16 protein-coding genes are annotated in these 25,373 nt (G+C 49.1%); 6 read left to right on the top strand and 10 right to left on the bottom strand.

All coding sequences use genetic code 11. From position 1 onward, the window contains the following. Window positions 1–36: 36 nt before the first annotated feature. The 4 genes from EYR25_RS02235 to EYR25_RS02220 all read right to left on the bottom strand — a co-directional run bounded on the left by EYR25_RS02235 (window position 37) and on the right by EYR25_RS02220 (window position 7,191). Window positions 37–690, bottom strand: a complete 654-nt coding sequence (locus EYR25_RS02235; RefSeq protein WP_039978974.1) for a condensin complex protein MksE — start codon at window positions 688–690, stop codon at window positions 37–39. Window positions 691–698: 8 nt separating this feature from the next. Next, window positions 699–4,370 carry an ATP-binding protein gene (locus EYR25_RS02230; protein ID WP_133178388.1) on the bottom strand — a complete coding sequence of 1,224 codons (3,672 nt, stop codon included), beginning with the start codon at window positions 4,368–4,370 and terminating at the stop codon, window positions 699–701. A 224-nt stretch (window positions 4,371–4,594) separates the two neighbouring features. Beyond that, complete coding sequence (locus EYR25_RS02225) at window positions 4,595–5,206, bottom strand: response regulator transcription factor (RefSeq protein ID WP_023268714.1); 612 nt, start codon at window positions 5,204–5,206, stop codon at window positions 4,595–4,597. Further along, complete coding sequence (locus tag EYR25_RS02220) at window positions 5,203–7,191, bottom strand: sensor histidine kinase (protein ID WP_133182711.1); 1,989 nt, start codon at window positions 7,189–7,191, stop codon at window positions 5,203–5,205. The genes EYR25_RS02225 and EYR25_RS02220 overlap by 4 nt, the downstream gene beginning before the upstream one ends. Before the next feature lie 254 nt (window positions 7,192–7,445). On the opposite strand from EYR25_RS02220, the gene dsrO reads away from it, so the two are divergent. The 4 genes from dsrO to EYR25_RS21470 all read left to right on the top strand — a co-directional run bounded on the left by dsrO (window position 7,446) and on the right by EYR25_RS21470 (window position 14,025). Further along, window positions 7,446–8,201, top strand: coding sequence for a sulfate reduction electron transfer complex DsrMKJOP subunit DsrO (gene dsrO / locus EYR25_RS02215; RefSeq protein ID WP_133178387.1), 756 nt, complete (start codon window positions 7,446–7,448; stop codon window positions 8,199–8,201). Next, window positions 8,191–9,285: an NrfD/PsrC family molybdoenzyme membrane anchor subunit gene (gene nrfD, locus EYR25_RS02210; protein ID WP_133178385.1), complete on the top strand. Its 1,095-nt coding sequence runs from the start codon at window positions 8,191–8,193 to the stop codon at window positions 9,283–9,285. Before dsrO ends, nrfD begins: the two co-directional genes overlap by 11 nt. 62 nt (window positions 9,286–9,347) lie before the next feature. Continuing rightward, complete coding sequence (locus tag EYR25_RS02205; RefSeq protein ID WP_133178383.1) at window positions 9,348–12,455, top strand: tetrathionate reductase subunit A; 3,108 nt, start codon at window positions 9,348–9,350, stop codon at window positions 12,453–12,455. A 259-nt stretch (window positions 12,456–12,714) separates the two neighbouring features. Beyond that, a complete protein-coding gene (locus tag EYR25_RS21470) occupies window positions 12,715–14,025 on the top strand; it encodes a methyl-accepting chemotaxis protein (protein ID WP_133178380.1) in 1,311 nt (436 codons plus the stop codon). Window positions 14,026–14,135: 110 nt separating this feature from the next. Here the strand turns inward: EYR25_RS21470 and EYR25_RS02195 are convergent, their stop codons facing one another. The 5 genes from EYR25_RS02195 to EYR25_RS02175 all read right to left on the bottom strand — a co-directional run bounded on the left by EYR25_RS02195 (window position 14,136) and on the right by EYR25_RS02175 (window position 19,124). Next, complete coding sequence (locus EYR25_RS02195) at window positions 14,136–14,837, bottom strand: DUF3581 domain-containing protein (RefSeq protein ID WP_023268721.1); 702 nt, start codon at window positions 14,835–14,837, stop codon at window positions 14,136–14,138. Between the two features lie 263 nt (window positions 14,838–15,100). Beyond that, the gene (locus tag EYR25_RS02190) at window positions 15,101–15,331 is read right to left on the bottom strand and encodes a hypothetical protein (RefSeq protein ID WP_039978763.1); all 231 of its coding nucleotides are present in this window, start codon (window positions 15,329–15,331) and stop codon (window positions 15,101–15,103) included. 92 nt (window positions 15,332–15,423) lie between these two features. Continuing rightward, window positions 15,424–15,834, bottom strand: a complete 411-nt coding sequence (locus EYR25_RS02185; protein WP_023268723.1) for a DUF2391 family protein — start codon at window positions 15,832–15,834, stop codon at window positions 15,424–15,426. Between the two features lie 67 nt (window positions 15,835–15,901). Beyond that, window positions 15,902–17,683, bottom strand: a complete 1,782-nt coding sequence (locus EYR25_RS02180) for an SEL1-like repeat protein (RefSeq protein ID WP_133178378.1) — start codon at window positions 17,681–17,683, stop codon at window positions 15,902–15,904. 112 nt (window positions 17,684–17,795) lie between these two features. Beyond that, window positions 17,796–19,124: a leucine-rich repeat-containing protein kinase family protein gene (locus tag EYR25_RS02175; protein ID WP_133178377.1), complete on the bottom strand. Its 1,329-nt coding sequence runs from the start codon at window positions 19,122–19,124 to the stop codon at window positions 17,796–17,798. Between the two features lie 168 nt (window positions 19,125–19,292). Between EYR25_RS02175 and EYR25_RS02170 the strand changes: the two genes are divergently transcribed. Further along, complete coding sequence (locus EYR25_RS02170; protein ID WP_133178375.1) at window positions 19,293–20,717, top strand: LysM peptidoglycan-binding domain-containing protein; 1,425 nt, start codon at window positions 19,293–19,295, stop codon at window positions 20,715–20,717. A gap of 84 nt (window positions 20,718–20,801) precedes the next feature. Here EYR25_RS02170 and EYR25_RS02165 read toward each other — a convergent pair whose 3' ends face one another. Further along, the gene (locus tag EYR25_RS02165; protein ID WP_133178373.1) at window positions 20,802–22,175 is read right to left on the bottom strand and encodes a DUF4397 domain-containing protein; all 1,374 of its coding nucleotides are present in this window, start codon (window positions 22,173–22,175) and stop codon (window positions 20,802–20,804) included. Window positions 22,176–22,521: 346 nt separating this feature from the next. Between EYR25_RS02165 and EYR25_RS02160 the strand changes: the two genes are divergently transcribed. Further along, the gene (locus tag EYR25_RS02160) at window positions 22,522–25,254 is read left to right on the top strand and encodes a DEAD/DEAH box helicase (RefSeq protein WP_133178371.1); all 2,733 of its coding nucleotides are present in this window, start codon (window positions 22,522–22,524) and stop codon (window positions 25,252–25,254) included. Window positions 25,255–25,373: the final 119 nt, after the last annotated feature.

The following is a 25,373-nucleotide window of genomic DNA, read 5'->3' as shown; positions in this document are numbered from 1 at the left end:
CTCCTTGGTTGATGCTATGCGTTATTGTCCAAGGCATCATAGTAAATCCCGCTGCGTCGCCGTTTCCGCCTGCGCTTCAAGGCTTAGGCCTTCGGTCTCGTCGATAAAGCGGATCACTTCGTACAGGTAATCCAGCTTGCCGGTGGCGATATAAATTTGTTTTTCAACGTTAGGGCGCACCAGATAACCAAGCTCCACTAAGCGTTTGAACACTAACTTAATTTGCGCATCACTATTGGTACTGGTTGAGCCGAATAAGCGGTATTGGCTGAGTTTGGCCAACTGCTCACGAAACGCGGGCGTATCTTCAATTCGGCTTTGCAGCTCTGTTAATCGCACTGGCGCGCCTTCGCTTAAGGGAGCATCTTGGCCGCTGGCTTCCTGCACTAATACCAGCCACTCCACCATGGGGATAAGTGCCTGACAAATATCCTTAAACTGCGATGAAATCACCTTGCGCTCGCTCTCGCCTAACTGCAAATAACCGCAGAAAAACACATCCCCCTCGGCGGCCGAAGCCACGGTGCGATTGATTTGATTAAGATAAGCCTCGACCCGCTCGCGGGTACTGTGATTTTTTAATGCGCGCCAGCCATCTTCATTGGTGGTGCGGCAAATAAACTCACCTTTTAGCAAGAGTTCGATAATGGCGCCCGTGCCGACTAATACGGTTTGGTTTGACTCATTCATGGCACTCATTAGATGGCCTCCTTGCTCAGGCGTTTACTCAACAAATCGGCAATCGGATTGGCTTTGGGCTTCACCACCTGCAACTTCTTGGTTTGTTTATTAATAATGTAACGGTTCTCGAACAGGTTCAGCACTTCTGACTCTGGGTTCGGGAAGGCGCCTAACACGCTGATATTGTTGTTACCACAGGCATCGAAAATCTTCTTCACGTTGGTATGGTGCAGCGTACCCAGCTCGTCGATCGGCCAGTGAATGGTCACATCGGCACGGCCACGTAGCAAGCGCGTGAATGCCAACAGGAACTTACATAAAATCAGGTAAGCCATACCGTGGCTCGAGGATTCGTTCAGCTGTCTGTCGGTGCGGATAATCAGGTCGCTATTGCCCTCTTTGAGGCGCAACTCGATTTCCAGCAACTTAGCAATACCGCCGGTTAAGGCCGCGCGGCCAATAATGTCTAAGGCGCGGCGCATACTGTTGGTGTATTCCTCATCGGGCAGACCATTAAAGCCGTCGGCCTTCCATTGTTTGAAGGCTTTAACGAATTGCTCAAGCTCAGGCCAAAACTCTAATTCACTGATCTTAGATCGAATACGGACCGCAGATTCGGACACACCATCGAGGAATAACTCTTCGCCCACTTCGCGGGTAATACGCGCACTCTGGGAGGCGATTCGACGATCGATATCGGCAAGTACATCGTAGAAGGCGGTTAAATCGACCCCGAAGATCCGCCCCTGCTCACGCAGCGCCATAATCGATTGCGGCACCATCACATTGAGTAGCTGCTCAAGCTGCGGCACAAGCTTGCGGTAATCCAGCAGGCGAATACCTTTGTCGTTGATAAAGCTCGATTCTTCGCGGGCACGCTCCCAAGTCTCGGCTAAACCTGAGCCTGACTTGCTAGCAATCACAGAGTCGAAATGCTCCACATATTGCTTAACCGAGCCCATCAAATAATCGCGTTTTAGCAGTAAATCTTCGCCCTGACGCAAACGCTCACCAAGGCTACCCTGGGCTTCTTCATTGTTGGCGGGCAATTTCAGCTCGGCCAACTTACGCATCACGGCGCGCAGTTTAGTTAAGTTTTCAGAGGCTTCAATCTGCGCCGCATCCGAGGCCTTACGCTCGGTCTCGAGTTGTTGGCGGCGGGTCTTCACTTCTTGAGTCTTGGCTTTAAGCTGCTGATCGATTTCCGAGGCGGCGCGTTTCACGTCGCTTAACTGGGTTTGCAGCTTGGGCTTACGGATAAGCCAAGTGTGTTGATACCAATCGTCGAAGCGCAATACTTCGCTGCGACGCTGCTCGGCGCGGCTGATTTTGGTTTCAAGCTCACGGATTTGTTGCTTGAGTTTAAGGATATTGTCCTCATCCACACCACGGGATTTAAGCTCGTTTTTGTACCAGGTTTCACAGGCTTTTTGCTCGGCCTTAGCGCTCTCACGGCGGGCGTCGATAGTGGCCTTGATTTGCCCGAGTTGATTGTCGAGCGCGCCAATGACTTCCTGCCAGTAGGCTTGTTTTTCCATCCGCGCTTCGAGCGCCTGCTCCTTTTGCTCTTCGAGCCAGAGCTGATGCTGATGCTTAAGCAGCTTTAGCTCGCCATCGAGTTGAGTTAAGCGCTGCTGGGCAAAGGCTTTACGTTCGGCCAGCGCCTTATTGATCTTGTCCTGCTCACTGCGTTTTTCATCGAACAGACGACGTAAATCATCGCGACTATTCTTGTAAGCCGTGCGGGCAAAGGTCAGTTCACGGCTGAGTTTATCCAGCTCACCGTTAATCGCCACCAGCTGAGATTCGGCCTCGGCCTGTAATTCCTGCGCGCTTTGCAGCGCTTCTTCGGCCTTGCTTAAACGAATACGCAGTTCCTGCTCGGAGGCGGCATATTCAGGCACATCGATGGCTTTAAGATCTAAATGCACCCCAAACACAGTGTCGCTCTCGCCCGTGACCGTTGGGTGTAAATCGGTGCGGTGCAACAACTCGGGGGCAATCACTTTACCCAGACTCTGCTCCCAACCTTGGGCTTCCTTACGCAGGAATTCGAGCAAGGTATGGGACTGCGGGAACAGCATATGGTGCAGTTCATCGAGCGCGGTTTGGCGCTCGTTAACCCGCAGGCTGGCGATACGCAGCGCTTCGTTAGCTTGGTCGCGTTTGGCGCGCAGCTTACGCTCATCGCTAGTTAAGCGTTCCACCTTAGCGTTACAGCTTTCTTGCTCTTCGTCGGCGCGGTGAATCCGCTCGTCGAAAATCGCAAGGCTTAACTTTTCTTCCTCGGTGTAGGTCACACCATCGACACGTAATTTAAGCTCGGCGGCATTGAGTTTGAATTGATATTCCTGCTCGCTAAAGCTTGCCTTGCCCGCATCCATTTGGCTGCGCCATTGGGCTTCGAGGGCATCGAGATCGGCTCTTGCCACTTCACGCTGTTTGTCGCGCGCTTCGCGTTGCTTGTCTTGGTCCGCGTGTAAGCCTTCGAGCTCGCGGTTTAACTGCTCGCCAATTTTGCTGCGGCGGGCATTGTAAGCCGCTTCAATATCTTGGTGTTTTTCGGTTTGTAACTTATGGCGCTCGCTTAAGTTTTCCATGTCCGCGCGCCAGTTTGGCAGCATGTCCAAGTCAGCCTTAGCTTGCTCAATATTGGCATCTAAAAAGGCGCCGTGCTGATCTTCAATGGCATCTAACTCATACTCGCACTTAGCCACATCGCCCTTGGCGGCGGATAGGTCGAGGTTTAACTCATCACGCACTTCTTTCCATTCGTCATCCAACATTCGAAGCTTTAAATTCAGCTCCTTAGACAAGGTTTGTTGGATCTCTAACCGATCGGCCTCTAAGGTTTCGTCATTGCGATAGCCACGGGACAGGCTCGAGAGACGCATCTCGGCGCTGAGCAGTTGGTTAAATTCCTGCTCGAGCTTTTCAAACTCGGGACGAATGACTTCAAAGCCTTGGATTAACTGGCTCTCGCGGATCCACGCCTCGACGCGTTGCGGATTGAGGCGTGAGCTAGGTGGATTTACCCCGTCTTCTTCCAAAATGGCGGCGATCATCGATTTGACCGTTTCCATTTTGCCTTCTTTGGAGTGCACCGCCTTGGCGAGTTTTTCGATATGGCGCAGTGAATGCTCACCTTCACACAGGGCAAATTGGCGCGCATAGGCTCGCAGTTCGCTACGGTTGCTGCCCGTGCTTAACAAAGTGCGATCGTTTTGAATAATCGCGCGATATTCGCGGGTGTTGAGCAAGTTGGTGGTGGCTACGCCCTGGCGTTTTAAATCCCGGCCGAGTTCTGCCATGGTGTGGCAGAGAATAGTGTCACCATTTTGCGATTTAATATAATCGCTTAACTCAAAACCTTTGGCGATAAAGCGGTAGTTCACCCCTTTACCATCACCCGCCGATGCCAGCACGGCTTGATAGAGCAAGCCATCGGCCTTTTGGTATTCGTAAATGATGTAGCTTGAATCGTGTGGCAAGTACCAACGCTCGAAACTATCGCGGGTTGAAGGCACCACGCGGCTAGGATATTCGCCATAAAATACCGGCACTAAACGTTGCAGAGTGGTTTTACCCGAGGCGTTAGTACCACAAATATTGGTATGGCCATTGAGGGCGAGTTCCACAACGCCCGGAAGGTGCGTATCAATCAGCACAATACGAATCAAGCTTGGCATTTCATTCCTTATCCAAACGGGAGCACCTTATGCACAAAGCGAACGATAAGGTCATCCAAAAGCGGCCTAAGACTTCATAAATCAGCGTTAAAAGTCTTGGCCTTAAAAGTTAGCCCCTAAAATAAGGCAATCGTCGAGCCTTGGCAATTAAGCACCTAGGGCTGAATGCGTTAGCTCACATCAAACGGCCAAGGATACGCCAATTCGCGCGAACAAGGGCGGTTTTATGTGGGGGCAAGGCGATCGGCAATCCGGCCGTAGATTAATATCATCTCGGCGAGCGAGCCGACCTGCATGCCTTTCATTAAGTTCGCACGGTGAATTTCGACCGTACGCATAGCGATGCACAGCGTATCGGCAATCTCCTGATTCTTATAGCCTTTGGCGATAAGGGTAAGGATTTCCCGCTCCCGCGGTGTGAGAGTCTGATAAGTCTGAAGATATTGATTATCTTGATAATGCGCCTTGGCATGCTCTAGCGCTTTAACGACTGCGTCGGCCAACTTGGCACCATCGGCGGGCTTTTGGAAAAAATCCACCGCCCCGAGTTTTAGCGCCTCCACCGCCATGGGCACATCGCCATGGCCAGTCAAATAAATCACCGCCAACGGACTATTGTGCTGCACTAATTGCGCATGTAATTGCGGCCCACTTAAGCCCGGCATACGCACATCGACTAAGGCGCAGCCAGGCTGGCTTAAGTCGATGGCGGCAAAAAACGCCTCGGCGCTATCAAAGTCGCGGATATTCAGGCCATAGCTTTCGAGCATAAACCGCAGCGAGCGGCGCACCGACTCATCATCATCGATTAAATACACGGGCAATGCGTGGCTCATGCTGGTGCTCCATCAAACTTACGGGGTAAGGATACCTGCGCTTGGCAGCCGCCACTTAAAGCGGTTTCTAGGCTAAAGCGGCCGCCATGACTCTCGGCGATATCACGGCAAATCACCAGCCCTAGCCCTAAGCCCTCAGACTTAGTCGAATAAAAGGCCTGCATCAGCAGATTGGCATCCTCAGTTAAACCTGTGCCATTGTCTGTGACCGTGAGCAGTAGCTTGTGTTCTTGGTAACGCAGGTCGATATCAATCGTGGGCTGATAGGGTTTCGACGCATCGACCTCGCTCTGCTGGCGTTGCACACAGGCATCGGCGGCGTTTTTCAAAAGGTTGAGCAATAGTTGCTGCATGCCCACTTCATCTAAAGGCAATTGATAGGCTTCGCCGCTCACATTGGTCGAAAGCTGGATATGGTGCTGCTCCAGTTCATAGGCGAGCAGCGGCGCAGTATCGTTCACTAACTGATGTAAATACAGAAGCTGCTTAGACACAGGCCGCTTTTTCAATAAATTACGTAAACGGCTGATAATACTGTCGGCGCGGCTGACTTCTTGCTGGATTAAAGTCAGCACGGATTGTAATTCTTCAGGACTCGTCCCTCGTTGTAAACGTACCTCGGCGCCATGGCAATAATGGCCAATCGCCGCCAAAGGTTGATTGAGTTCATGGGAGAGGCTCGCCCCTAACTCCCCCGCAATCGCAATCCGCTGGGCATGCTCCAACAGGGCGCGGTTTTCACTGAGTTGTCTCTGGGTGTTTATCAACTCACGGCCGCGGCGACTAAAACGATATTCGAGCCAGAAATGGTACACATTGAGCAATACCAATATGGTTAACACAAACCATGCCCAATGTTGATGCAGTTTTACCCATTGCCACGCCCGCTGCCACCAAGGCGTTTGCAGGGGATGCATATCGAGATCTTTAAGCAGTTGATCTATCGCCAATTGACTCACAGCCGTGGTCCAACCCGCAGATTCGGCGGCTTTAGCAGCGGGACTGTCTTCGGGTAGGGCAAACAGGGCTTGAGTCACCTGTTTTGCGAGCGATTGAGTCGCACGGTTGGTTTTAGCCATAGACCAGTTGGGGTATAACCGACTCGAGACTTGGCAATGAAACCCCGCTGGCGCCTGATTATCGAGCACCCGATAATCTTGCAGCTTGATCAAACCTTCGGCCTGCATTTGCTCAAGCTGACATACGGGCACAATTGCCGCATCTAAACTTGGGGATTTATCGCTTAGCTTATCTGCCGCACCGAGCTGATAAATAAGGTTATCGAGTGGAAAGCCTAAGGGAATAATCTCCCCCACAAAATCAGGTAAATCTATGCCCTTAAGCTGTGCCTCATAAACTAAAGTAAGATAACCACCAAAGGCATTTTTGGAGACAATTCCAAGGCGCTTGCCCTTAAGATCCTGTAAGGTCTGATAGGGTGAATCGGCTCTGACCACCAGCGCAGACCCCACTTGCATCGCGGCGCCATTATTGATTGGGCTTCGTAGGGTGGCGAGCCAAGACAGGGAAAATTGCCGCGCCAACATCACCGACTGCCCAGGGTTAGTGATAACAAAGTCCAACGCTTCGGTTTCAACGCCTTTGGCTAATTCTTCAATGCTTAAGGGATGCAATCTAAAGTAACTATTAGGTATTTGCGACTCAAGCCAGCCCATCAAAGGCTGCCAACGATTGACTGTGCTCTTATAGCCCCGAATGGCCAATACGCCTACATCGACCACTTGATAACCCGCCTCGGAAGACAAAATCGCAAGACTGTCGCTAACCAAAGCGTTATTTGCATCGAGGGCGGATAAGGTAAGGGATGTTGATGATTCTGTGGTGGACTCTTGCCCCCCAAGCACGTTAACTGCGGCAGGATTCACGCCCGTGCTTGACATGGCAGTAGGGCTACACACTAATAATATCAAAAAGATGATAAGCGTATTACTAGGCCATCGCGCAGCACAAAAGCCAACACTCATCGCTGTTTGGAGTATGCAAAATAACGTCCTGTACAATACTTCGTCCCCATAACTTACAAAAAACAATCACAGCAGAATGCGCTATTGTAGCGAATATTTGTTGCGCTAGATCAAACCCTCTGCCGCTATGTGGAAAACCACTATAGTTATCCCCCCTTCACTTTACCAGAATGCCCTTAAACCCAGCCCTTAGTCTCAGCCGCTGATATCTACGGGCATGAAGTGAGCTTTCTGTAAGAGTGAAGGAAATCCCTATGGACAAGAGTAAACGTCAGTTTCTCGGCAAAATGGCCAGTGTGAGTGTCGGCGCCGCGCTCATTCCCGTCGTGCAAGTGCAAGCCCAACCGGCTCAAACTGCAGCTACGGGTAAACGCTACGGCATGGTGATTGATTTGCGTCGCTGCGTCGGCTGTCAGGCCTGTACCGTGGCGTGCACCTTCGAAAACCTGCCGCCTTTGGGGCAATTTCGTACCACAGTGCAGCAATATGAAGTGTCGCAACAGGATGCTGCTACGCCGCCCGCATTTTTGATGTTACCAAGACTATGTAATCACTGCGAAAACCCGCCTTGCATCCCGATTTGCCCCACGGGTGCCACCTTCCAACGCCCAGATGGCATTGTGGTCGTCAACAACGAATGGTGCGTCGGTTGTGGCTATTGTGTGCAGGCTTGCCCCTACGATGCGCGCTTTATCAACCATGAGACCAACACCGCCGATAAATGCACCTTTTGCGCCCACAGGCTCGAAGCTGGACTCTTACCCGCCTGTATCGAAACCTGTGTCGGCGAAGCAAGGGTGATTGGCGATCTAAACGATCCTCACAGCCACATAAGCCAGTTACTCAAAGCAAATCAAGCGGATATAAAGGTGCTCAAGCCCGATGCCAATACCGCACCTAGAGTGTTTTACATCGGCATGAACAGCGCCTTTGAAGATCGCATTAACGGCCAAGCCCCCGTTCGCACCCTACTGACAGACACTGGCGAGGAGATCCACCATGGTCATTAAAGAAATCTTTACTCCAGATATCGCCATCACTTGGCTGCCATGGGCGGTGCAATACTTCTTTTTAATGGGTTTGGCCTACGCCAGTGTTTGGGTGGCGACCATTCATTTATTTAGTGCGAAACAAACCGATGCCAGACTGCTCAAGCTCTGCGCCTGTTTGATGCTTACCGCTGGTATAGTCGCGCCGATTGCGCTGCTTGCAGACCTACATCAACCGCTACGGGCATGGCATTTCTATGCCCAAATCAGGCCGCATTCGTGGATGTGGTACGGCGCTTTTTTACTGCCGCTATTTTCGGGCACGAGTCTAGTGTTTGCTTGGTTGTTACTGCGCCAATACTTGCCAACCAAAGCCTCGACACATGGGGAATCGTCCCAAGATTGGGTGAGGCGTATTGCCCAACTTATCCGCTTAGGAGACTGGGATAGCGATAAATGGATCAAGCCAATCGCACTGATTGCTAGCCTAAGCGCCTGCAGTATTGCGCTTTATACCGGAATGGAGACCATGGCGATTAAAGCACGACCGCTCTGGCATACCTATTGGTTGCCGCCATTGATGGCAACCAGTGCCCTGCTTGCCGCCTGCGGCACACTCGCCCTGCTTAATCGCATTTTGCACGGTTATCAAGCCAGCACCCAAGACAGGTTACTGCAATGGGTCAGGGCAAGCTTTGGCCTCTTCGCCCTGTGTCTTATCGGCTGGGCCTTATTCGATAACGGCTCGGCGCACGAAGCCGCGTTGTTATTAGACACCAGCCCAAGCTGGCAACTGGCCGCCATTTGGGTCTTAGTCACCCTCGCTTTGCTGGCATTGGTATTAGCAGTGCGCCGCCTCCCCTCGGTATTGATGTTAGTCGTCAGTTTAACGGCGGTACATCTGGCATGGGGATTTCGCTGGATTGTACTTATCCAAGCGCAAACCGACCCTAAATACGGTGCGGGCACTTACTTCTATCAACTGCCATGGGGGCCAGAGGGCCTATTAGGCATCGCTGGCACCTTCGGCCTGTGGCTCGCGCTAATGGTGTTAGTGTCTGAATTTATTCGCCATCAACCACGCTCAGCCCAACAGACCTTGTGAGCCTCATCGCTTTAATTAAGAGCATTTGCATTAAGAAAAGTTACCGCATTAAGGAGTCCGTAATGGATAAGAGTAAACGTCGTTTTATCAAAGGCGCTGCTGTGACGGGTGGCGTGGGATTATTTGCCGCAGGTTACAGCCATACCTTAGCGCAAATGGGCAAAGGTGTGGTAAATGGCAGTTCGGGCAAGACTACCCAAGATCCTATCCATGGCAATTCGCTAGCCCCTGAATATAAAATAGATTTAACCTCAGGCCAGCTGATTGGCAACGATGAGCAGCGCATCGCCAATACCATGTGTCTCGGTTGCTGGACCAAATGCGGCGTGCGCGCCCGTATCGATAATAAGACAGATAAAATCCTCCGCATCAGCGGCAATCCCTATCATCCACTCTCGGCGCGAGAACATATTGACTTCGATACGCCGATCAAAACCGCCTTAGTCGGCTTAAGTGCCTATCAGGAGCAAGGCTTACAAGGGCGCTCTACCGCCTGCGCCCGTGGCAATGCCATGTTGGAACAACTAGATAGCCCCTATCGCGTCACTCAATGCCTTAAACGGGTCGGGCCGCGCGGCAGTGGGCAATGGCAAAGCATCAGTTTCGAGCAACTGCTGACTGAGGTCGTCGATGGCGGTGACTTATTTGGTGAGGGACATGTCGAAGGCTTAAGGGCAATTCGCGATATCAGTACGCCACTCGATGCCAATAATCCTGAATATGGCCCCAAGGCCAACCAGCTCTTAGTGTCAAACGCCTCGGATGAAGGCCGAGATGTCATTATTAAACGCTTTACCTTCAATAGCTTCGGCACACGAAATTTTGCCAACCACGGCGCCTATTGCGGCTTTACCTATCGCGCAGGTGCGGGTGCCCTGCTCGACGATTTAAAAAAGTACGCTCACCTTAAACCCGATTGGGACAATAGCGAGTTTTTGCTGTTTATCGGTACCTCGCCGCAGCAGTCGGGCAACCCTTTTAAACGCCAAGCGCGGCAATTGGCCAACGCTCGGGTCGATGGGCGAGAATTCAGCTATGTGGTGGTGTCGCCCATGCTGCCTAACACCTCGAGCCAGCCCTGCGCGGGTAACAATACTTGGCTGCCCATTCGCCCCGCAACCGACTCAGCCCTAGCCATGGGCATGCTGCGCTGGATTATCGATAACCAGCGCTACGCCAGTGCGTTTTTAACCGCGCCCAATGCCGAGGCGGCGAAAGCAGCAGGCTACCGAGGCTTCAGTAATGCCAGCTTCTTAATCATCAGCACGCCAAATCACCCCAGATACGGCCAATATTTGTATGCCAGCGATCTCGGCCTGCCCTTCGAAGGCAAAGCCTATGGCGAGCAGGATTCTCCACTGGTTGTCGATGCCGCTACTGGGCAGATCCTACCAGCGGGACAATGCGCCAAGGCACAACTTGAGGTTGAGCAAAGCGTGAATACGCCAAAGGGCGAGCTGAGCGTGAAATCCAGTTTTCAACTGCTCAGTGAAGCCGCGTGCAGCGTCGAGATGGCCGACTACGCCAAGGAGTGTGATATCAGCGAGGCGCAAATCGCGGCCCTCGCCCACAAGTTTACTAGCCATGGCACTAAGGCGGCGGTGATTTCCCACGGCGGCACCATGAGCGCTAATGGTTTTTACAGCGCATGGGCGATCATGATGCTTAACGCCATGATAGGTAACCTAAATCTTAAGGGTGGCGCGATAGCCAAAGGCGGCACCTTCCCCGCCTTTGGATCTGGCCCAAGGTACAATTTGCAGGAGTTTGACGGCATGGTCGAACCTAAGGGCGTATTCCTTTCCCGCTCTAAGTTCCCCTACGAAAAAACCTCTGAGTATCGTCGTAAAGTCGAGGCGGGAGAGTCGCCCTATCCGTCAAAGGAGCCTTGGTTCCCCATCTCATCGCCTCTACTCGGAGAGCACTTGACTGCGGCGGTGCATGGTTATCCCTATCGACTCAAGGCGTGGATCAACCATATGGGTAACCCGATTTATGGTCAGGCGGGACTCGGCGAAGCCATTGGTGAACAATTAAAAGATCCTAAAGTATTACCGCTATTTATCAGCATCGACAGCTTTATCAATGAGACCTCGGCTCTGTCGGACTACATAGTCCCCGACACCTTAACCTATGAATCTTGGGGCTGGAGCGCCGCATGGCATGGCACGCTCACCAAAGAGGCTACCGGGCGCTGGCCGATTGTCGAGCCGAGGGTAGCCAAAACCGCCGACGGCGATGTGATTTGTATGGAATCCTTCCTTAGCCAAGTGGCGATAAAACTCAATCTGCCCGGCTTTGGTAACAATGCGGTCAAGGCCGCCGATGGTAGTCTGCATCCTCTTAGCCGCGCGGCTGACTTTTCGCTCTATGGCGCGGCAAACGTGGCCTACCTAGGTAAACCCGTTGCCGATATCAATGCCGAGGATATCTACTTCAGTGGGGTTGGGCGCATTCAAGCGGAACTGAATGCCAGACTCAAACCCGAAGAAGTCAAAAAAGTCAGTTACTTATTTGCCCGTGGCGGCCGCTTTGAGAATATCAGCGCTGGTCGCGACGAAGCGGGTAACCCCAGCAAGGTTTGGCCAAAACCCTTAATGCTGTGGAACCCTGAGGTGGGCAGTCGGCGCAACAGCTTAAGCGGTGAGTATATGAGTGGCTGTCCACTGCGTTATCACCCAGCGCTCGCCGATGGCACGCCCTTGGAGCAAGCATTCGATAAGTCACAGTGGCCGCTGCTGATCAGCAGTTATAAGTCGCATACCATGAGTTCGATGAGCATAGGTTCGGACCGTTTACGCCAAGTGCACCCCAATAATCCGGTGCGCATCAATGAGCAAACTGCCGTACGTTTTGGCATTAAAACCGGAGACACGGTTAAGATCAGCACGCCTAATGGCAGTGTGGTGGCTTTAGTTGAATGTGTGGCGGGCGTACATCCCGACTGTATTGCCATCGAGCACGGCTATGGCCATAAGGAGTTAGGCGCGCGGGACATAGTTATCGATGATAAAAAGATCGCCGCCAATCCGCTGATCCGCGTCGGAGTCAATATGAACGACTTAAATCTGTTCGACCCAAGCCGCCATGGGCGCTATCCGCTGGTGGACTGGGCCAGCGGCGCATCGGCGCGGCAAGGACTGCCCGCCAAAATCGAAAAAATAGGTTAACTCACACCCCGTAACTCAGGGACCAAGGAGTAAGGTAACAAGGAGGTTACCTTAGTATCCCACTTCATTTGCTTACTTTTTGCAGGATAAGTGATCTTACTGAACGGTTTTTTAGTATTGAGCTTGCTCAACAAATGATGCACAAATCCAGCAGCAACTTAAATCACAGCTATATTTAACACTATAATGTGACACATATTCTTGCGCCTTAAAAAACATCGCCGTTTCTGAGTTTGCCAAACTCATTAGGAGTACTTTAGTGTTTAATTCTTCATTACGTAAAAGCCTCGAGCTAAGTGAAACTAAACGCAGGGAAGCGCAAGCCACAATTGACTCGATAAAAGACTGTATTGCCACCATCGAATTCTCGCCAGAAGGGCTTATAATCGATGCTAACCCAATATTTTTAAAAGAAATTGGTTATTCTTTGCAAGAGATTGTTGGCAAACACCATAGATTATTCTGTTCCCCCGAATTAGCCAATTCACCCAGCTACCAACAGTTTTGGACAAGCCTAAAATCAGGCCAACCCAAAGAAGGTAATTTTCAACGGTTCCGGAAAGATGGCGAAGAAGTCTGGTTAAGGGCAACTTATTTTCCGATCAAGATGGACGGCAAAGTCATCAAAATTATGAAAATTGCCTCAGACATTACCCAAGATAAACACAAACTCGATGATCAAGCAGCGATTTTTACAGCCTTAGATCGCGCTCAAGCCGTCATTGAATTTAAACCCGATGGCACTATTTTGCAGGCTAATCCAAAGTTCTTAAAAACCATGGGTTATCAAGCATCACAAATTGTCGGCAAGCACCATCGGATGTTTTGTTTCGATACCTTTTATCAGCAAAATCCGCGCTTTTGGGACGAACTCAAACAAGGTAGATATCAAAAAGGCCTATTCGAGCGTAAAAATGCCTATGGGGATTCTGTATGGCTAGAGGCCGTATATAACCCTGTGGTGAATGAAAATGGCAAAGTGATAAAAGTCATTAAATTTGCAAGTAATATCACCAAAAGGATCGAACAAAATAAAGCGGTGCGTGAAGCTGCGGATATTGCATTAGAAACCTCGCAACTCACGGTAGAGCAAGCTATTGAAGGCGTGAAGTTACTCGATGCAACCGTAAATACTTCAAATGCAATCGCCGAGCAAACGGTAAAGACCACAAAATCCATCAATCAACTTAATGAGCAATCCCAAAGTATTCAAGCAATTGTAGCGACGATTAGCGCTATTGCAGACCAAACCAATCTATTAGCGCTCAATGCTGCAATTGAAGCTGCCCGCGCAGGAGAACAAGGTCGAGGTTTTGCCGTGGTGGCCGATGAGGTACGTCAGCTTGCCGCAAGAACCAGTAAATCCACCAGTGAAATTGCAGCGGTCGTCGACAAAAACAGCCAACTTACTGCGAGTGCCACCAGCATGATGAACGAGGTAGAGCGAATTGCCGAGCAAGGTAAACAACAACTCGTTGAAGTGACCGCTGTGATGGGGGATATTCGTACTGGCGCAGAAAATGTGGCAAATACCGTGTCCCAACTGTCGATTGATGAGCAGCATAGTTAGCATTAAAACGCCTTGGTTTGGGATCAAGTTCAAGCCTTATCCCAAACCACTCTTTATCCCAAATTATCTCGCCCTAGAGACCTGAGCGATAAAGCGGGCCTCAGACTCAATTAAAACTCGGTTTTGCGCCCTTCGTAAGCGGCACACATCTGCTGCATTTGCGCCTCTTCGTAGGGGCGCAGGCCGCTCATGACCAAGGTTTTAATTCCGGTACCGACTAAGGTATCGCCGCTATGCAGTTCAAAGTGCAGCGTCACATCACCGCGCTTGCCATCAATCTTAAGCTCCTGTTGTACAAGCGATAACTTCACTTCCACAAAGTCGAGACTGGTTAAATCGAATGACATGCTCTCGTAGATCACTAAGGGACGCTCGGGGTTAATCATCACCTGATGCTGCTTCATCAAAGGCATCAAAATATCGATAAAATTATGCCCAGAAAATGCCACATAGTTGCGAATAAAGGATTCGGTTTGTGCGTCGCAGCGGCTAATGTCGCCTTGACGGCTCACCTGTAAATAAGTTTTTTCGCGGTTATCACAAATAGCAAAACTGTCGCTGACTTGCTCCGGAAATTGTAACTCCACGCCATCACCAACCATGCCAGCAAAGGTAAACTTCATATTCTGGCTTAAACCGTATTGGGTTAAGACGAGGGCAAACAGCAAGTCACCGGGCACACAAAAACGCTTTGCACCGACATCGTGAATAGGATTGAAATCTTGGGCGATTTTCTTGGCGAAGTCACTGGCTTGTTGTGCAGAAACAGAAATAGATTGATTTTGCTTTGAAAAATACGGCGATAGAAACATATTAACTCGATCTTTAATGGCTCAATATTGGGCTAATAACATAATTGTCACGAGTCTACCTCAGTTTTGGCATTTCACTCACCCGATGACTTATACCAATCGTATTAAATATCTGTTCATTCAGCGGGAGTTAAACGGGCTTTAGACAAGGCGAAGGCTTGAAGGCATAGTGGCGCTCTGTCGAAAGCCTTAAACGCAGTATTAAGCAACTAGATACAAGCTAGAATCATGGCACTCAGCCGCACCATGACCATTATTTAGGACTAGACTCGCTTAAATTCGCGCTTTAATTGAAAACTCTCGTCGGTCACCAGTTGTTCTAACACTTCAACCCGCTCGCGTAGTTTATCAAGCTCAATGCGTAACAGTTGGTTTTCGGCCTGAAGCTTATTACTGACGGAATTGCCGCGCTCGCGGATCTTCATAATCGCGACTGTATATCCGCCCACAATGGCAAAAATAGGGATAAGTAATGCAAGCGTTGCTGTGTTCATAATGCGTCCTTTTGCAATCGTTCTATTGGGTTCCAGTATGTGCAACATAACCTAAATGCACCAGTGACAAAAGTCATGATATCCACCCACATTTATTCCTTGTCGAAGCTATCCACCACAATCGCCCCCATAGAAGCGGGCATACTAATCACGATAATCCGTTTGATTGAAGTCATAGTGTCGTCAATTAAGGGCAATTTATCGATACACAGAAGCACTAAACTGACGACACAAGCACTTATCAAATAGGCAACGATAATCCGAAAAATAAACACCGGTAGGCGGTGACGAATATCCTGTTGGAACACACTCTGATAAGTAAACACCCCAAGGAACAGCAACGACAAACCCAATAACATCAGTAAATTCAGCAGTGGCAAGGTTTCTCCGAGTTGCCATGCCTCTTCAGAAAATCCAATGGGCACCGCGAGCGCAAAGGCTCCAACACATACTTGGATCGCATCTTCGGTATTAAAACGATAGGTCTCAAATTGAAAAGCCATAGATTAATCTCCCTGTCTTGCCTATGGCTTGAATAAGCCTGTTATCGAGTTATCCCTGTTAACTTAGCTACAGGCGGCGCTCTTCAAGGGATTTGAGTCTTTCCTTCGCTTGAGCGGCATAATCATTTGAAAAACGTTCAGCCAATACGAGACTTTGCTGGTACAGGATTTGTGCACGCTTCGGGTCGGCCTCGCCGCCCTCTCCAGCATCGAGTAAACTGGCCAATTGAAAATAAGCCAGACCCAGCACATCCTGTTGAATACCTTGTTTTTCACCTTGAGAGGCAACCTTATCAAGCCAATAACGAGCTCTTAGGGGGTTGCGCTGCGCCGGTTTCAATAAGATATCGGCATATTCTGCGGCAGCATACAAATCCCGCTTGGCGGCAATCTCCCAAAACTCTTGGCTTTGTTCAAAATCCTCGAGCAAATAATAGTAATCACTGGCAGCGCTAAGGGCCAAAGCGGGATCAGCCTGCACACTCAAACGATAATTGGCTAATGCCGCCGTTGCATTATAGTAGGGCGACCAAGGCAATACTTGATAGAGAGCCATCATCCCCATGGCCTCGGGGACACCTTGATTAACTAATACATTTAATTGTTCCCACGCCTTAACTTCCGCGCTTTTTGCTTCGGCTGTATTCAATTTACCACGCAGGATAACCTCAAGTGGTTGACGAATAAGCTCCAGTTTAGCTTCCATATTTCCAAGCCTTGCAGCGCGTTGTAGCCAATAGCGGCTCTGCTCCACCTCGCCCGCATAGGCTGCCTGTGATTGCATCCACTGAATTGCAATCAAGTCATCGCCCTCGGCCGCCTCTCGGTAGAATTTACGCGCTTTTTCTTCATCCTTCGCCAGTGCATAACCTGCCCAATAGATTTGTGCTAACAATCGCTTATCTTCGGCCTTGGTGCTCGCACTTAAGGTATTGAGCCTAGATTCAGGTTTACCATAGGCATAGAGTCGCGCATCCCCGCGTGGATAACGATATTCAGTGCCGTCGGGGTAATGCACCGAGATATGGTCAGGCTGACGCCACACATTCACTTGATAGTCGGGCAAAATTTCGGGATTAAACTCCACCCTCAATACAGCATCTTTATCGAAACGCACCATTTGCGTTGCCGTGCTCGACCATAAACTGCTGGTCGACTGTAAATTACTCTTAAGTTGCACCTCAAAGGCGCTATCTGTTTTGGGGCTGTAGATGACCACAGGGTAATAAACGGGATTAAGGCTAAGCGGTAACGCCGAAACCAGATTAGTATCTTCTTCGCTGCCAGCAAGCACAGGCTCGATGGTCAGTTCTTGGCTCAAATAAAATCCATCGTGGGGCGAGGCTTTGGCCGCCGGTTTACTGGGTGTTAATGGCGGTGACGTCTGTAAATATTCATCTTTTAATGACTTAACCTTTTGCCATATTGGATGACTAGGCACCAAGGTAAGGTCGAGGACTAAATCCTCCAATTGCCAATCGCAATCTCCGCCCCCTTGCAGGGCTAACACAAGGGAGAATGGTTTAACGACAGCGCCACTTTCAAGTGATTGGCGTAATACCGAACTTTTATTCAGCGTGGCGCGATAGGGATTGGCAATATCGCCATTCGGGAAACGTATTTCTTTACGGGTACATACAGAGGAAGTGTAGTAACCCACAAGTTCTAGTTGGGTATAAGCGGGTAAAGTCCCACTAATCTCGAAACGCTGCGCATTTTTAGGTGGTGTGGTTTGGTCAACAGGTTGTTCAGGCTGCCAAAGGTTATCCCAAAATCCAGCCCAAACGGGTGCAGAGAAAAACGAGCTTACGCAGAGGCTAAGCCAAACCAGTTTTGAAATCGAACTCATAATGCCAGCTCTCCATTGCTGATGAGATTGAGTCGCTCTTGATTAAATATCTCTACATCGGTTTTCACCAATGGAACCACCCCTCGAGTTTATTCATACCATATGCGCTAACTTAACACAGCGCAGTTAATGTTTTCGCGATATCACTAAACCGTGGACGGCAGGATAATTCCGGCTGCATGCAGAGTGCTTTTAACTGTCGCAGTTGAGCGCGCAGCGCTTCATCATCATTGGCACCAGCAAAGGGCAATAAGTCATCAATCAAACAGCCTAGGGCCCGCACCTCTATGGCCTGCATGGCATTACGCTCCGATGTAGATAATTTTGCTAAGTTTGAAGCGGCGCCAAAGTCACCGAATAATAGTGACATTTGCTGATTAATCATCATATTGTGCGCATAAACATCCCCATGACTGATATGTTGGGCGTGCATATGCGCTAGGGTGTCAGCCAATTGCAAAGCTATTTTAGTAATATCTTTCAGGCTGAACTTGGTCCCCGCCTTAAAGGTGTCGCGGGTACAGGTTTCAAGGGAAGGCGGTAAACCTAAGTTATAAAATCCTTGGGGAATTAGCGACATCACTAGCCCTAGCTGATCCTGTTGGCTGATATGAGCTAATACCTTGATAAGATTGGGATGCTCGCCCGTGGTTAAACAACAATCCAATTCATCGGCAGGGTAACCGTCACTGGTCACCTCCCCTTTAAATAGCTTCACTGCAATATGTTCGCTCCCCGTGGCAGCCACCATTGCGGAATTTAACCAACGCCCTTGGTAAATAATACCGGAGGCACCCTCACCTAATTTGTCTCCGAGTTCGATGTCCGCTAGCGTCACATTGGGCACACTGGCCACATCGGCATGGGGATCGACCAGCGTATGACTAAAGGGATTGCCCGCAAACGCCAGCCAAGTAAGTTTGGGTAGCTTAAACAACCAACTCGGCAGCGCGGCTAAGGCATTTGCCGATAAACGCACTAACTCTAAGTTATGGCATTGGGCCATTGACGCTGGCAGCGAGGTTAACCGATTGCCCGCTAAGGCTAATTTTTGCAAACGCTGCAACTGCCCCATACACTCCGGCAAGGCGGTGATTTGGTTATCCGTTAAGATCAACCAGCGAGTGTGCAAGGGCAATGACGCCTCAGGTACCGAATGAATTTGATTCGCCTTAAAGCCTATCATCTCCAGTTTCGGACACTGGCCTAACACCTCTGGCAGCACTTCAAAGCGGTTATTCGAAGCAAACAAAATCTTCAAATGGGCTAAGCGAGGTAAATCGTCGGGCAGTGAACTGAGCTGGTTATTGGATAAGTCGAGGATCTCGAGCGTATCGGCTAAATCGAAGATCTCCCGCGGAAACTCGGTTAAGTTTTCAACCAATTGTAAACGAGTAATCCCTTTTAATTGTCCCGCTTTTAACTGCGCTAACGTCTGCACTCTGTAACCCACTACGATGAAAAATCGCCGCTATGTTAGCCTATTTAGGCGTAAATCTAAATGTGACCTAGGCGGTCAAATTTCCAGCAAAGCTATTCAGAAATACGAAAACAGATTAGCATGTGCCAAATCATGGAACATCAAGTCATCAAAGATTACAGGATAATCATGCGGAAAACCTTTCGCCAACCCAGTGCATTAGCTGCGCTCGTGGTCGCCATCTTGACAGCTCAGCTAAGCGGCTGCGCAACCACTTCGGCGCAAACTTCACCAACGGAATACGCTGCAGCCTTGCCTGAAGCCGAAGGCAATAGTGAAGATACAGCACAACCTCAGCATGTTGAAACGGACATTATCGACGAGCGCTACACCGATGTGTGGGAGAAAATCCAACACGCGCGCACTATTGATGTACATGACGATGCCGAAGTACGCAAACAACGTAACTTTTTCGATGATAAGCAAAAGTTTATGACTCAGGTGACCCTGCGCGCCGAGCCTTTTTTATACTATATTGTCAGCCAACTTGAGGCTCGCAATATGCCGCTTGAACTGGCACTCCTGCCAATTGTAGAGAGTGGTTATAACCCGCTTGCCCAGGCAAATGGCCCCGCCGGACTCTGGCAAATGATCCCTGCGACGGGACGTAATTTTGGCCTGACCATCAACTCAGCCTACGATGGCCGTAAAGATGCACTGGCCTCGACCGATGCCGTACTCGACTACCTACAACACTTGCACGACACCTTAGGTAACGACTGGATCAACGCGGTTGCAGGCTATAACAGTGGCGAGTTAGTGATCAAAGCCGCTATCGATAGAAACAAAGCTAAGGGCAAACCCACGGATTTCTGGTCGCTGAATATTCCAGCTCGCCAAGTACAAACCGTGCCTAAGTGGCTGGCATTTATCCAAATTATCCGCGCCCCAAGCCATTACAATCTCAAAGTAATGCCGATTGCCAATCGCCCATTTCTAGAGCGTTTACCCGCACCCAATGGCGTTGAAATAAGCCAAATCGCCAATGCAGCAGGGCTTACTAAAGCGGAGTTTAAAACCTATAACCCAGGTTATCGCCAAAGCGTGATCCCCAGTAAAGGCAAATACCAAATCGCCCTGCCGATTGAAAACATTGGTCAGTATCAAGAGAATCAGCATAAGCTGTACGCGCAAAAACGTTACGACAGCCAGAGCTATATTGTGAAATCCGGCGATAGCCTAGGCACAATTGCCGCGAAATTTGACATTTCAGTCAAAGAGTTAAAGCAGGTAAACAACCTCAGCTCCGATAGAATTAAAATCGGCCAAGAGTTAACCCTGTTAACGCCAATGAACAGCGAAGATAACGCCTCGACCGAAACGCCAAAACAGAGCAAAGCTCAAACAACGTCTCAATCGGCAAAGACTAAAGCCAGCAGTAAAACCGCAGATAAGCCAGCGGCGAAAGCCAGCACTTACAAGGTGAAGTCCGGTGACTCGTTAGATAAAATCGCGCGTAAAAACAAAGTGAAACTCGCGGATTTAATGAAGTGGAATCAACTCAATGCCAAGAGCATTATTAAGCCTGGCCAAGAGCTAAAACTGTCGGAATAACGCCGCATAATACGAAAAAGCACTACCAAGGTAGTGCTTTTTTATTGCCCAAGCTATTGACTGCTTATTGCCCAGTCTAAGCGATTAGAGCTTAACGAGGTTATAGCCAAAGCTGGTTGAAGCGTCCTTATTCAGCACCATAGTGACATTATCTTCGTTATTAAAATCCATCATCTCTGAAGCATAAACCACGGTTTTAGTGCCATTTTCTACCGCGATCACCTTGATGGAATACTCACCTTTGGGCACCACTAACGACTGCGGCGCCGTTGGATTAACCGCACTGATCTTATAGCTTGCAGTTTCAATAGTGTCGTTCGCCTTTAAGAAGTACAACGTCAGGTTACTTTTGTCGGCAAAACTCACGATATCAAACTTAAAGCTGTATGGGCTTGGTGTTTGAGTTTGTTTCATCTCCATCGCCTTAACTTGGCTACCTTGATCAGTAGTTTGCTCGTAGATAAAGATGGTTTTGATATCGTCCTGATTAAGGGTGATCAACACATTGTCGAGCAATTTGGCTTGGCTCGTATGGTCAAATACGCTCACGCCAAAATCATTAAACTCCGCGCCTTGATAAGCAGTCACGTCAAAGGGAGCCACATTGCTAAATAGAGCTTCTTGCTTGTTGCTCACGACTTTAACATCGACATTGTGCGTTGCTAAACCATTGAATACTCTAAAATCAACGCTGCTTTCTAGGGCGACATGGTTTCGCACATTGGTGGTCGAATCGACGCTGTCTAAACTGATTTTAGCCGCTGATGCGCCAAAGCTTTCCCGTAAAATCAACTTATAGGGTACTTTGGTCTTAAAGTTAATGCTTGCCGTGGTGTAGCTCACATTAGTCGTTCCCGCAGGGGCGAGGTAAACCTTGTAATCCCCAGTATCCAAAATCTGCGGCGTTGAGACTTCACCATAGGAAACACTGCCTAGCATCACAGCATCGGCAAAGCCTTTATCCGCCTTGGCAATATACGCATCGTACGCTGGCGCATTGGTTGCAGTGTGAGCAATCAATAACTGCATTTTACTCTTGTCCGCTTCGGCGTTTTGCTTATCTAACTCAGTGCGGGAGTAATTGATATTCAGCAGCGAGGGTGAGGCAAAATCACCATACAAGACAAAGAAATGGTCGGTCGCGGTTTTTAAATCGATATTCTCTTTGTAGATCGAAATATCCTTATTCGACGCATCTTTCCCCATCACCTCGACGGCACTGACACCAGTTGTTGAAGTGAACCTTGGCATCGCATCGGCGTAACTCACACTCTCATAGGTTTTATCGCCAATCTTCAGTGCAGTAGCCGTACTCCCTACAGAAGCATTGTAAAATTGTACATAGGTATCGGTCTTCGAGGTGTCTTCATCCTTGTTGTTATCAGAGCCACCACAAGCGGTCACGCCCAAACAGGCGAAAGTCAAAACCGCGAATCCTTTTAGTTTGTTATTAAGCATCGTATCCCTCATTAGCAGACAAAAAATTCAGTTCAATCTGCGCAGTTATACAATGACAACAATGGCAATTTCCACCGAAAAACAAACAAAAAACCCCTCAAAACCAAACATTTAACAAACATTTCAGCAATAAAGCAAATTCTGATACAAATCACATTTTTTAGGCACTTAATTGATACAAATGCAGTTAAGGATACTTTTATTTACAGCTCAAAATACTGCCGTTGAAAAATGTAGGGGCTTCTCCTCACTTTTTGATCGTGCTTACAAATGGTGTCAACCTTGTTCGACCTATGCGATTAGGTTACTCTCGCATCGCCAATTAAGTCTTGGGGATGGATAGGGTTTGCAAGGGATTCTTAACTACTACAAACAGTGTTTTCAACACGATAGTGCTGAAATTAACCTCTGGGCTAGCCATAAGCTGGCGGAGCAAGATCAACTCTTACTTCAACATGAAGATGAATTTAGTAGTGGCTTTCTACCGCGCCTACCAGTGCCATTTACTCCCGCGAGTACATTACTAGCACGTAGTGCTTTATACCTGCGTGAAAAAGTGCTCTTGCACTGTTGTCTGTTTTTCTGCGGCAGTATCGAGCTTAATGGCGAAAAACGTAAAGTCGTCACCCCACTCCTTTATCGCGAATGCCAATTGCAGGCCGATGGCGATAACATTTACCTCGAATCCAATAACAGCTTTTCTGGCGGCGGGCCATTTACCATTAATGAAGCCCTGTTAGAAAAATTAGTCGTTGAAGGACACAGTCTAAGCCAAGAGTTACGCGACAATCCTACGGATGTCAGTGGTTGGATAGCTTGGCTACGAGCAGGCCAAGCCGAGGTTGATACCAGCCATTTATTGCATTTCCCCAAACTTATCGATGAGACGGAATTTATTCAGCTTAGTCGTAAACGCGGACAGTTTTTGGTCAGCCGTAGCCAAATCATTTTGGCGGAACGTTCCCTCGTCAGCCGCGGCATTTTGCATGAGTTAGACAAGCTTATCACAGCCCCCTCACTCTCAGCGCCGCTACACGCGCTGTTTGGGCAGGCACCCACGCAAGATTCTGTTAGTCACAATGTTGATACCCAAGAGGATTACCTTCCTGGGTTATTAAGCCGCGCGCAAATTCAAGTCTTAAAGGTGGCGGCTAATCATACTTTGGGGCAAATCTCAGGCCCTCCGGGAACAGGCAAGAGTTACACCATAGCCACAGTGGCGGCGGAGCAGGTATTAAGGGGCAAATCTGTCCTCATCGTCGCTCACACAGATGTTGCCGTTGATGTGATTGCCGATAAGTTGCAGCAACAGTTCCAACTTGGTAGCAGCCTTATCCGAGCAGGCTCGCCGCAGTTTATTAAAATCCTTAAAAACCAAATCGATGAGATCCTCCACGGCCAACACCCCGCGGTTGACCAAGAGGTGACGGATATTGTGCTACGCCTTGCAAAACAACAGCTAGCTAATGTCACCCGTGAGCAGGCCAATATGGAAACGGATTTTATACGCCACTGCCAGCACGCAATACGTCGCGGCCAAAAACTCGCGACACTAGAGCAAAAGCAATCCCGCTGGCGACTTCGGTTTTATCAATGGTTTAACCGCTCGGGTATCAAACAATTTGCCCAGCAATGGACTGTGCTCGATAAATTAACAGCCCTCATCGAGCAAAAAGAAAACTTAAGCCTCAAATACCTTCAACTGGCAACGTCCTATCGTTTGAATCAATTACTCAAACATAAACGCAGTACTTTGGTGAGTTTTGCCGGAGCGCTACGGGCAAGGCAGTCTGCCAAACAGCTCGACGGTTTCTACAAGACGGATTTTGATGCCTTAAAACAAACCTTTCCCATTTGGTTATCTAGCCTTGCCAGCTTACATAAAGTGCTGCCCATGGAGCAGCAAATGTTTGATTTAGTGATTATTGATGAAGCCACCCAAGCCAATATTGCCGCCTGTTTACCGGCCTTGCAGCGGGCAAAAGCGGCACTGGTGGTGGGCGACAGCAAACAACTGCGCCATTTCTCGTTTTTATCCCGCGCAAAACAAACCCAAATCCAAACGCAACTCGGACTTGCTGCGGATTGCCGCGGCCTAATGAGCTACCGTGATGCCAGTATGCTCGACTTAGTATCACAATCCCTTGCGAGCCAATCCCAAGTGGTATTTTTAAATGAGCATTTTCGGAGTAAACCTGAGCTGATCCAATTTAGTAATCAGCAGTTTTATCAAGGCATGCTGAAGATTATGCAGCACAGACCCTGCACAAGTTCAGGGCACTTACACCGAGTCCAGGTTACTGGCAGCCGTGATAATAAAGGAATTAACGCCATAGAAGCGGAGGCATTAATTGAAAAGTTAGCTCAACTGATTGATGAACAAGAAAATGCATTAGTGCCCGCCAGCATTGGTGTACTCTCTTGTTTTCGCAATCAGACGGCGTATTTATCCCAGCAAATTCTCGCACGCTTTAGCGCACAACAACTCGAGCGTCACCAATTACGGGTTGCAACACCCTTTGGATTTCAAGGTGAGGAACGCGATATTATGCTGCTGTCGTTTAGCATTACGGCCAACGACCGCCGCGCCGCCGTGTATTTAAATCGCGAAGATATGTTCAATGTCGCCATCACCCGCGCTAAACAAATGCAGTGGCTATTTTTATCGGTACAAGCGCACGAGCTTCCGAAAAATAATTTACTGGCAACTTACTTAGCATCGGCGGGCCAATTTCAAGCGGCACACAATTATGTCGATTCCCTCGATAGCTTCGGCCAGTCGGTTGCACAGGCAATTGAAGCAAAAGGCATAACAGTCTGGCGCGCCTACCATATGGCGGGGCTAGAACTGGATATTCTGTGCCGCTATGGTAACCAATATTTAGCAATAGATTTAATCGGTTACCCAGGGCCATGGGCGGACTTTTTCGATATTGAACTGTATAAACTGTTACAGCGCGCGGGGATTAAACTTATCCCCGTCAGCTACGGGCTATGGTGCCAACAGCAAGAATTGTGCATCCAATATATTTGCCAGCAATTGGGTACTCCCCAGCTAGGCTATACAAACAAACCTTGAATGCATAAGCAGTTTCCAATTCTGTTTTACACTACACGCCCAGGTAACAAGCTTTCCTTATAAAGCACTCAAGTGAATTACCCCCTATAAAATGAATATCATAAGGGGTAGGTCTTCAG

The organism is Shewanella decolorationis (assembly GCF_004354305.1).
GTDB classification, from domain to species: Bacteria; Pseudomonadota; Gammaproteobacteria; order Enterobacterales; family Shewanellaceae; genus Shewanella; species Shewanella decolorationis.
The sequence above is the reverse complement of the archived record's forward strand: the minus strand, read 5'-3'. Positions and strand labels throughout refer to the sequence as shown.

Excerpts from the sequence above, each read along its gene's own strand:
- EYR25_RS02190 (WP_039978763.1), bottom strand. The coding sequence starts at position 15,331 with ATGAACACAGCAACGCTTGCATTACTTATCCCTATTTTTGCCATTGTG.
- EYR25_RS02230 (WP_133178388.1), bottom strand. The coding sequence starts at position 4,370 with ATGCCAAGCTTGATTCGTATTGTGCTGATTGATACGCACCTTCCGGGC.
- EYR25_RS02185 (WP_023268723.1), bottom strand. The coding sequence starts at position 15,834 with ATGGCTTTTCAATTTGAGACCTATCGTTTTAATACCGAAGATGCGATC.
- dsrO (WP_133178387.1), top strand. The coding sequence starts at position 7,446 with ATGGACAAGAGTAAACGTCAGTTTCTCGGCAAAATGGCCAGTGTGAGT.
- EYR25_RS02165 (WP_133178373.1), bottom strand. The coding sequence starts at position 22,175 with ATGCTTAATAACAAACTAAAAGGATTCGCGGTTTTGACTTTCGCCTGT.
- EYR25_RS02195 (WP_023268721.1), bottom strand. The coding sequence starts at position 14,837 with ATGTTTCTATCGCCGTATTTTTCAAAGCAAAATCAATCTATTTCTGTT.
- EYR25_RS02205 (WP_133178383.1), top strand. The coding sequence starts at position 9,348 with ATGGATAAGAGTAAACGTCGTTTTATCAAAGGCGCTGCTGTGACGGGT.
- EYR25_RS02235 (WP_039978974.1), bottom strand. The coding sequence starts at position 690 with ATGAATGAGTCAAACCAAACCGTATTAGTCGGCACGGGCGCCATTATC.
- nrfD (WP_133178385.1), top strand. The coding sequence starts at position 8,191 with ATGGTCATTAAAGAAATCTTTACTCCAGATATCGCCATCACTTGGCTG.
- EYR25_RS02170 (WP_133178375.1), top strand. The coding sequence starts at position 19,293 with ATGCGGAAAACCTTTCGCCAACCCAGTGCATTAGCTGCGCTCGTGGTC.
- EYR25_RS02180 (WP_133178378.1), bottom strand. The coding sequence starts at position 17,683 with ATGAGTTCGATTTCAAAACTGGTTTGGCTTAGCCTCTGCGTAAGCTCG.
- EYR25_RS02220 (WP_133182711.1), bottom strand. The coding sequence starts at position 7,191 with ATGAGTGTTGGCTTTTGTGCTGCGCGATGGCCTAGTAATACGCTTATC.
- EYR25_RS02225 (WP_023268714.1), bottom strand. The coding sequence starts at position 5,206 with ATGAGCCACGCATTGCCCGTGTATTTAATCGATGATGATGAGTCGGTG.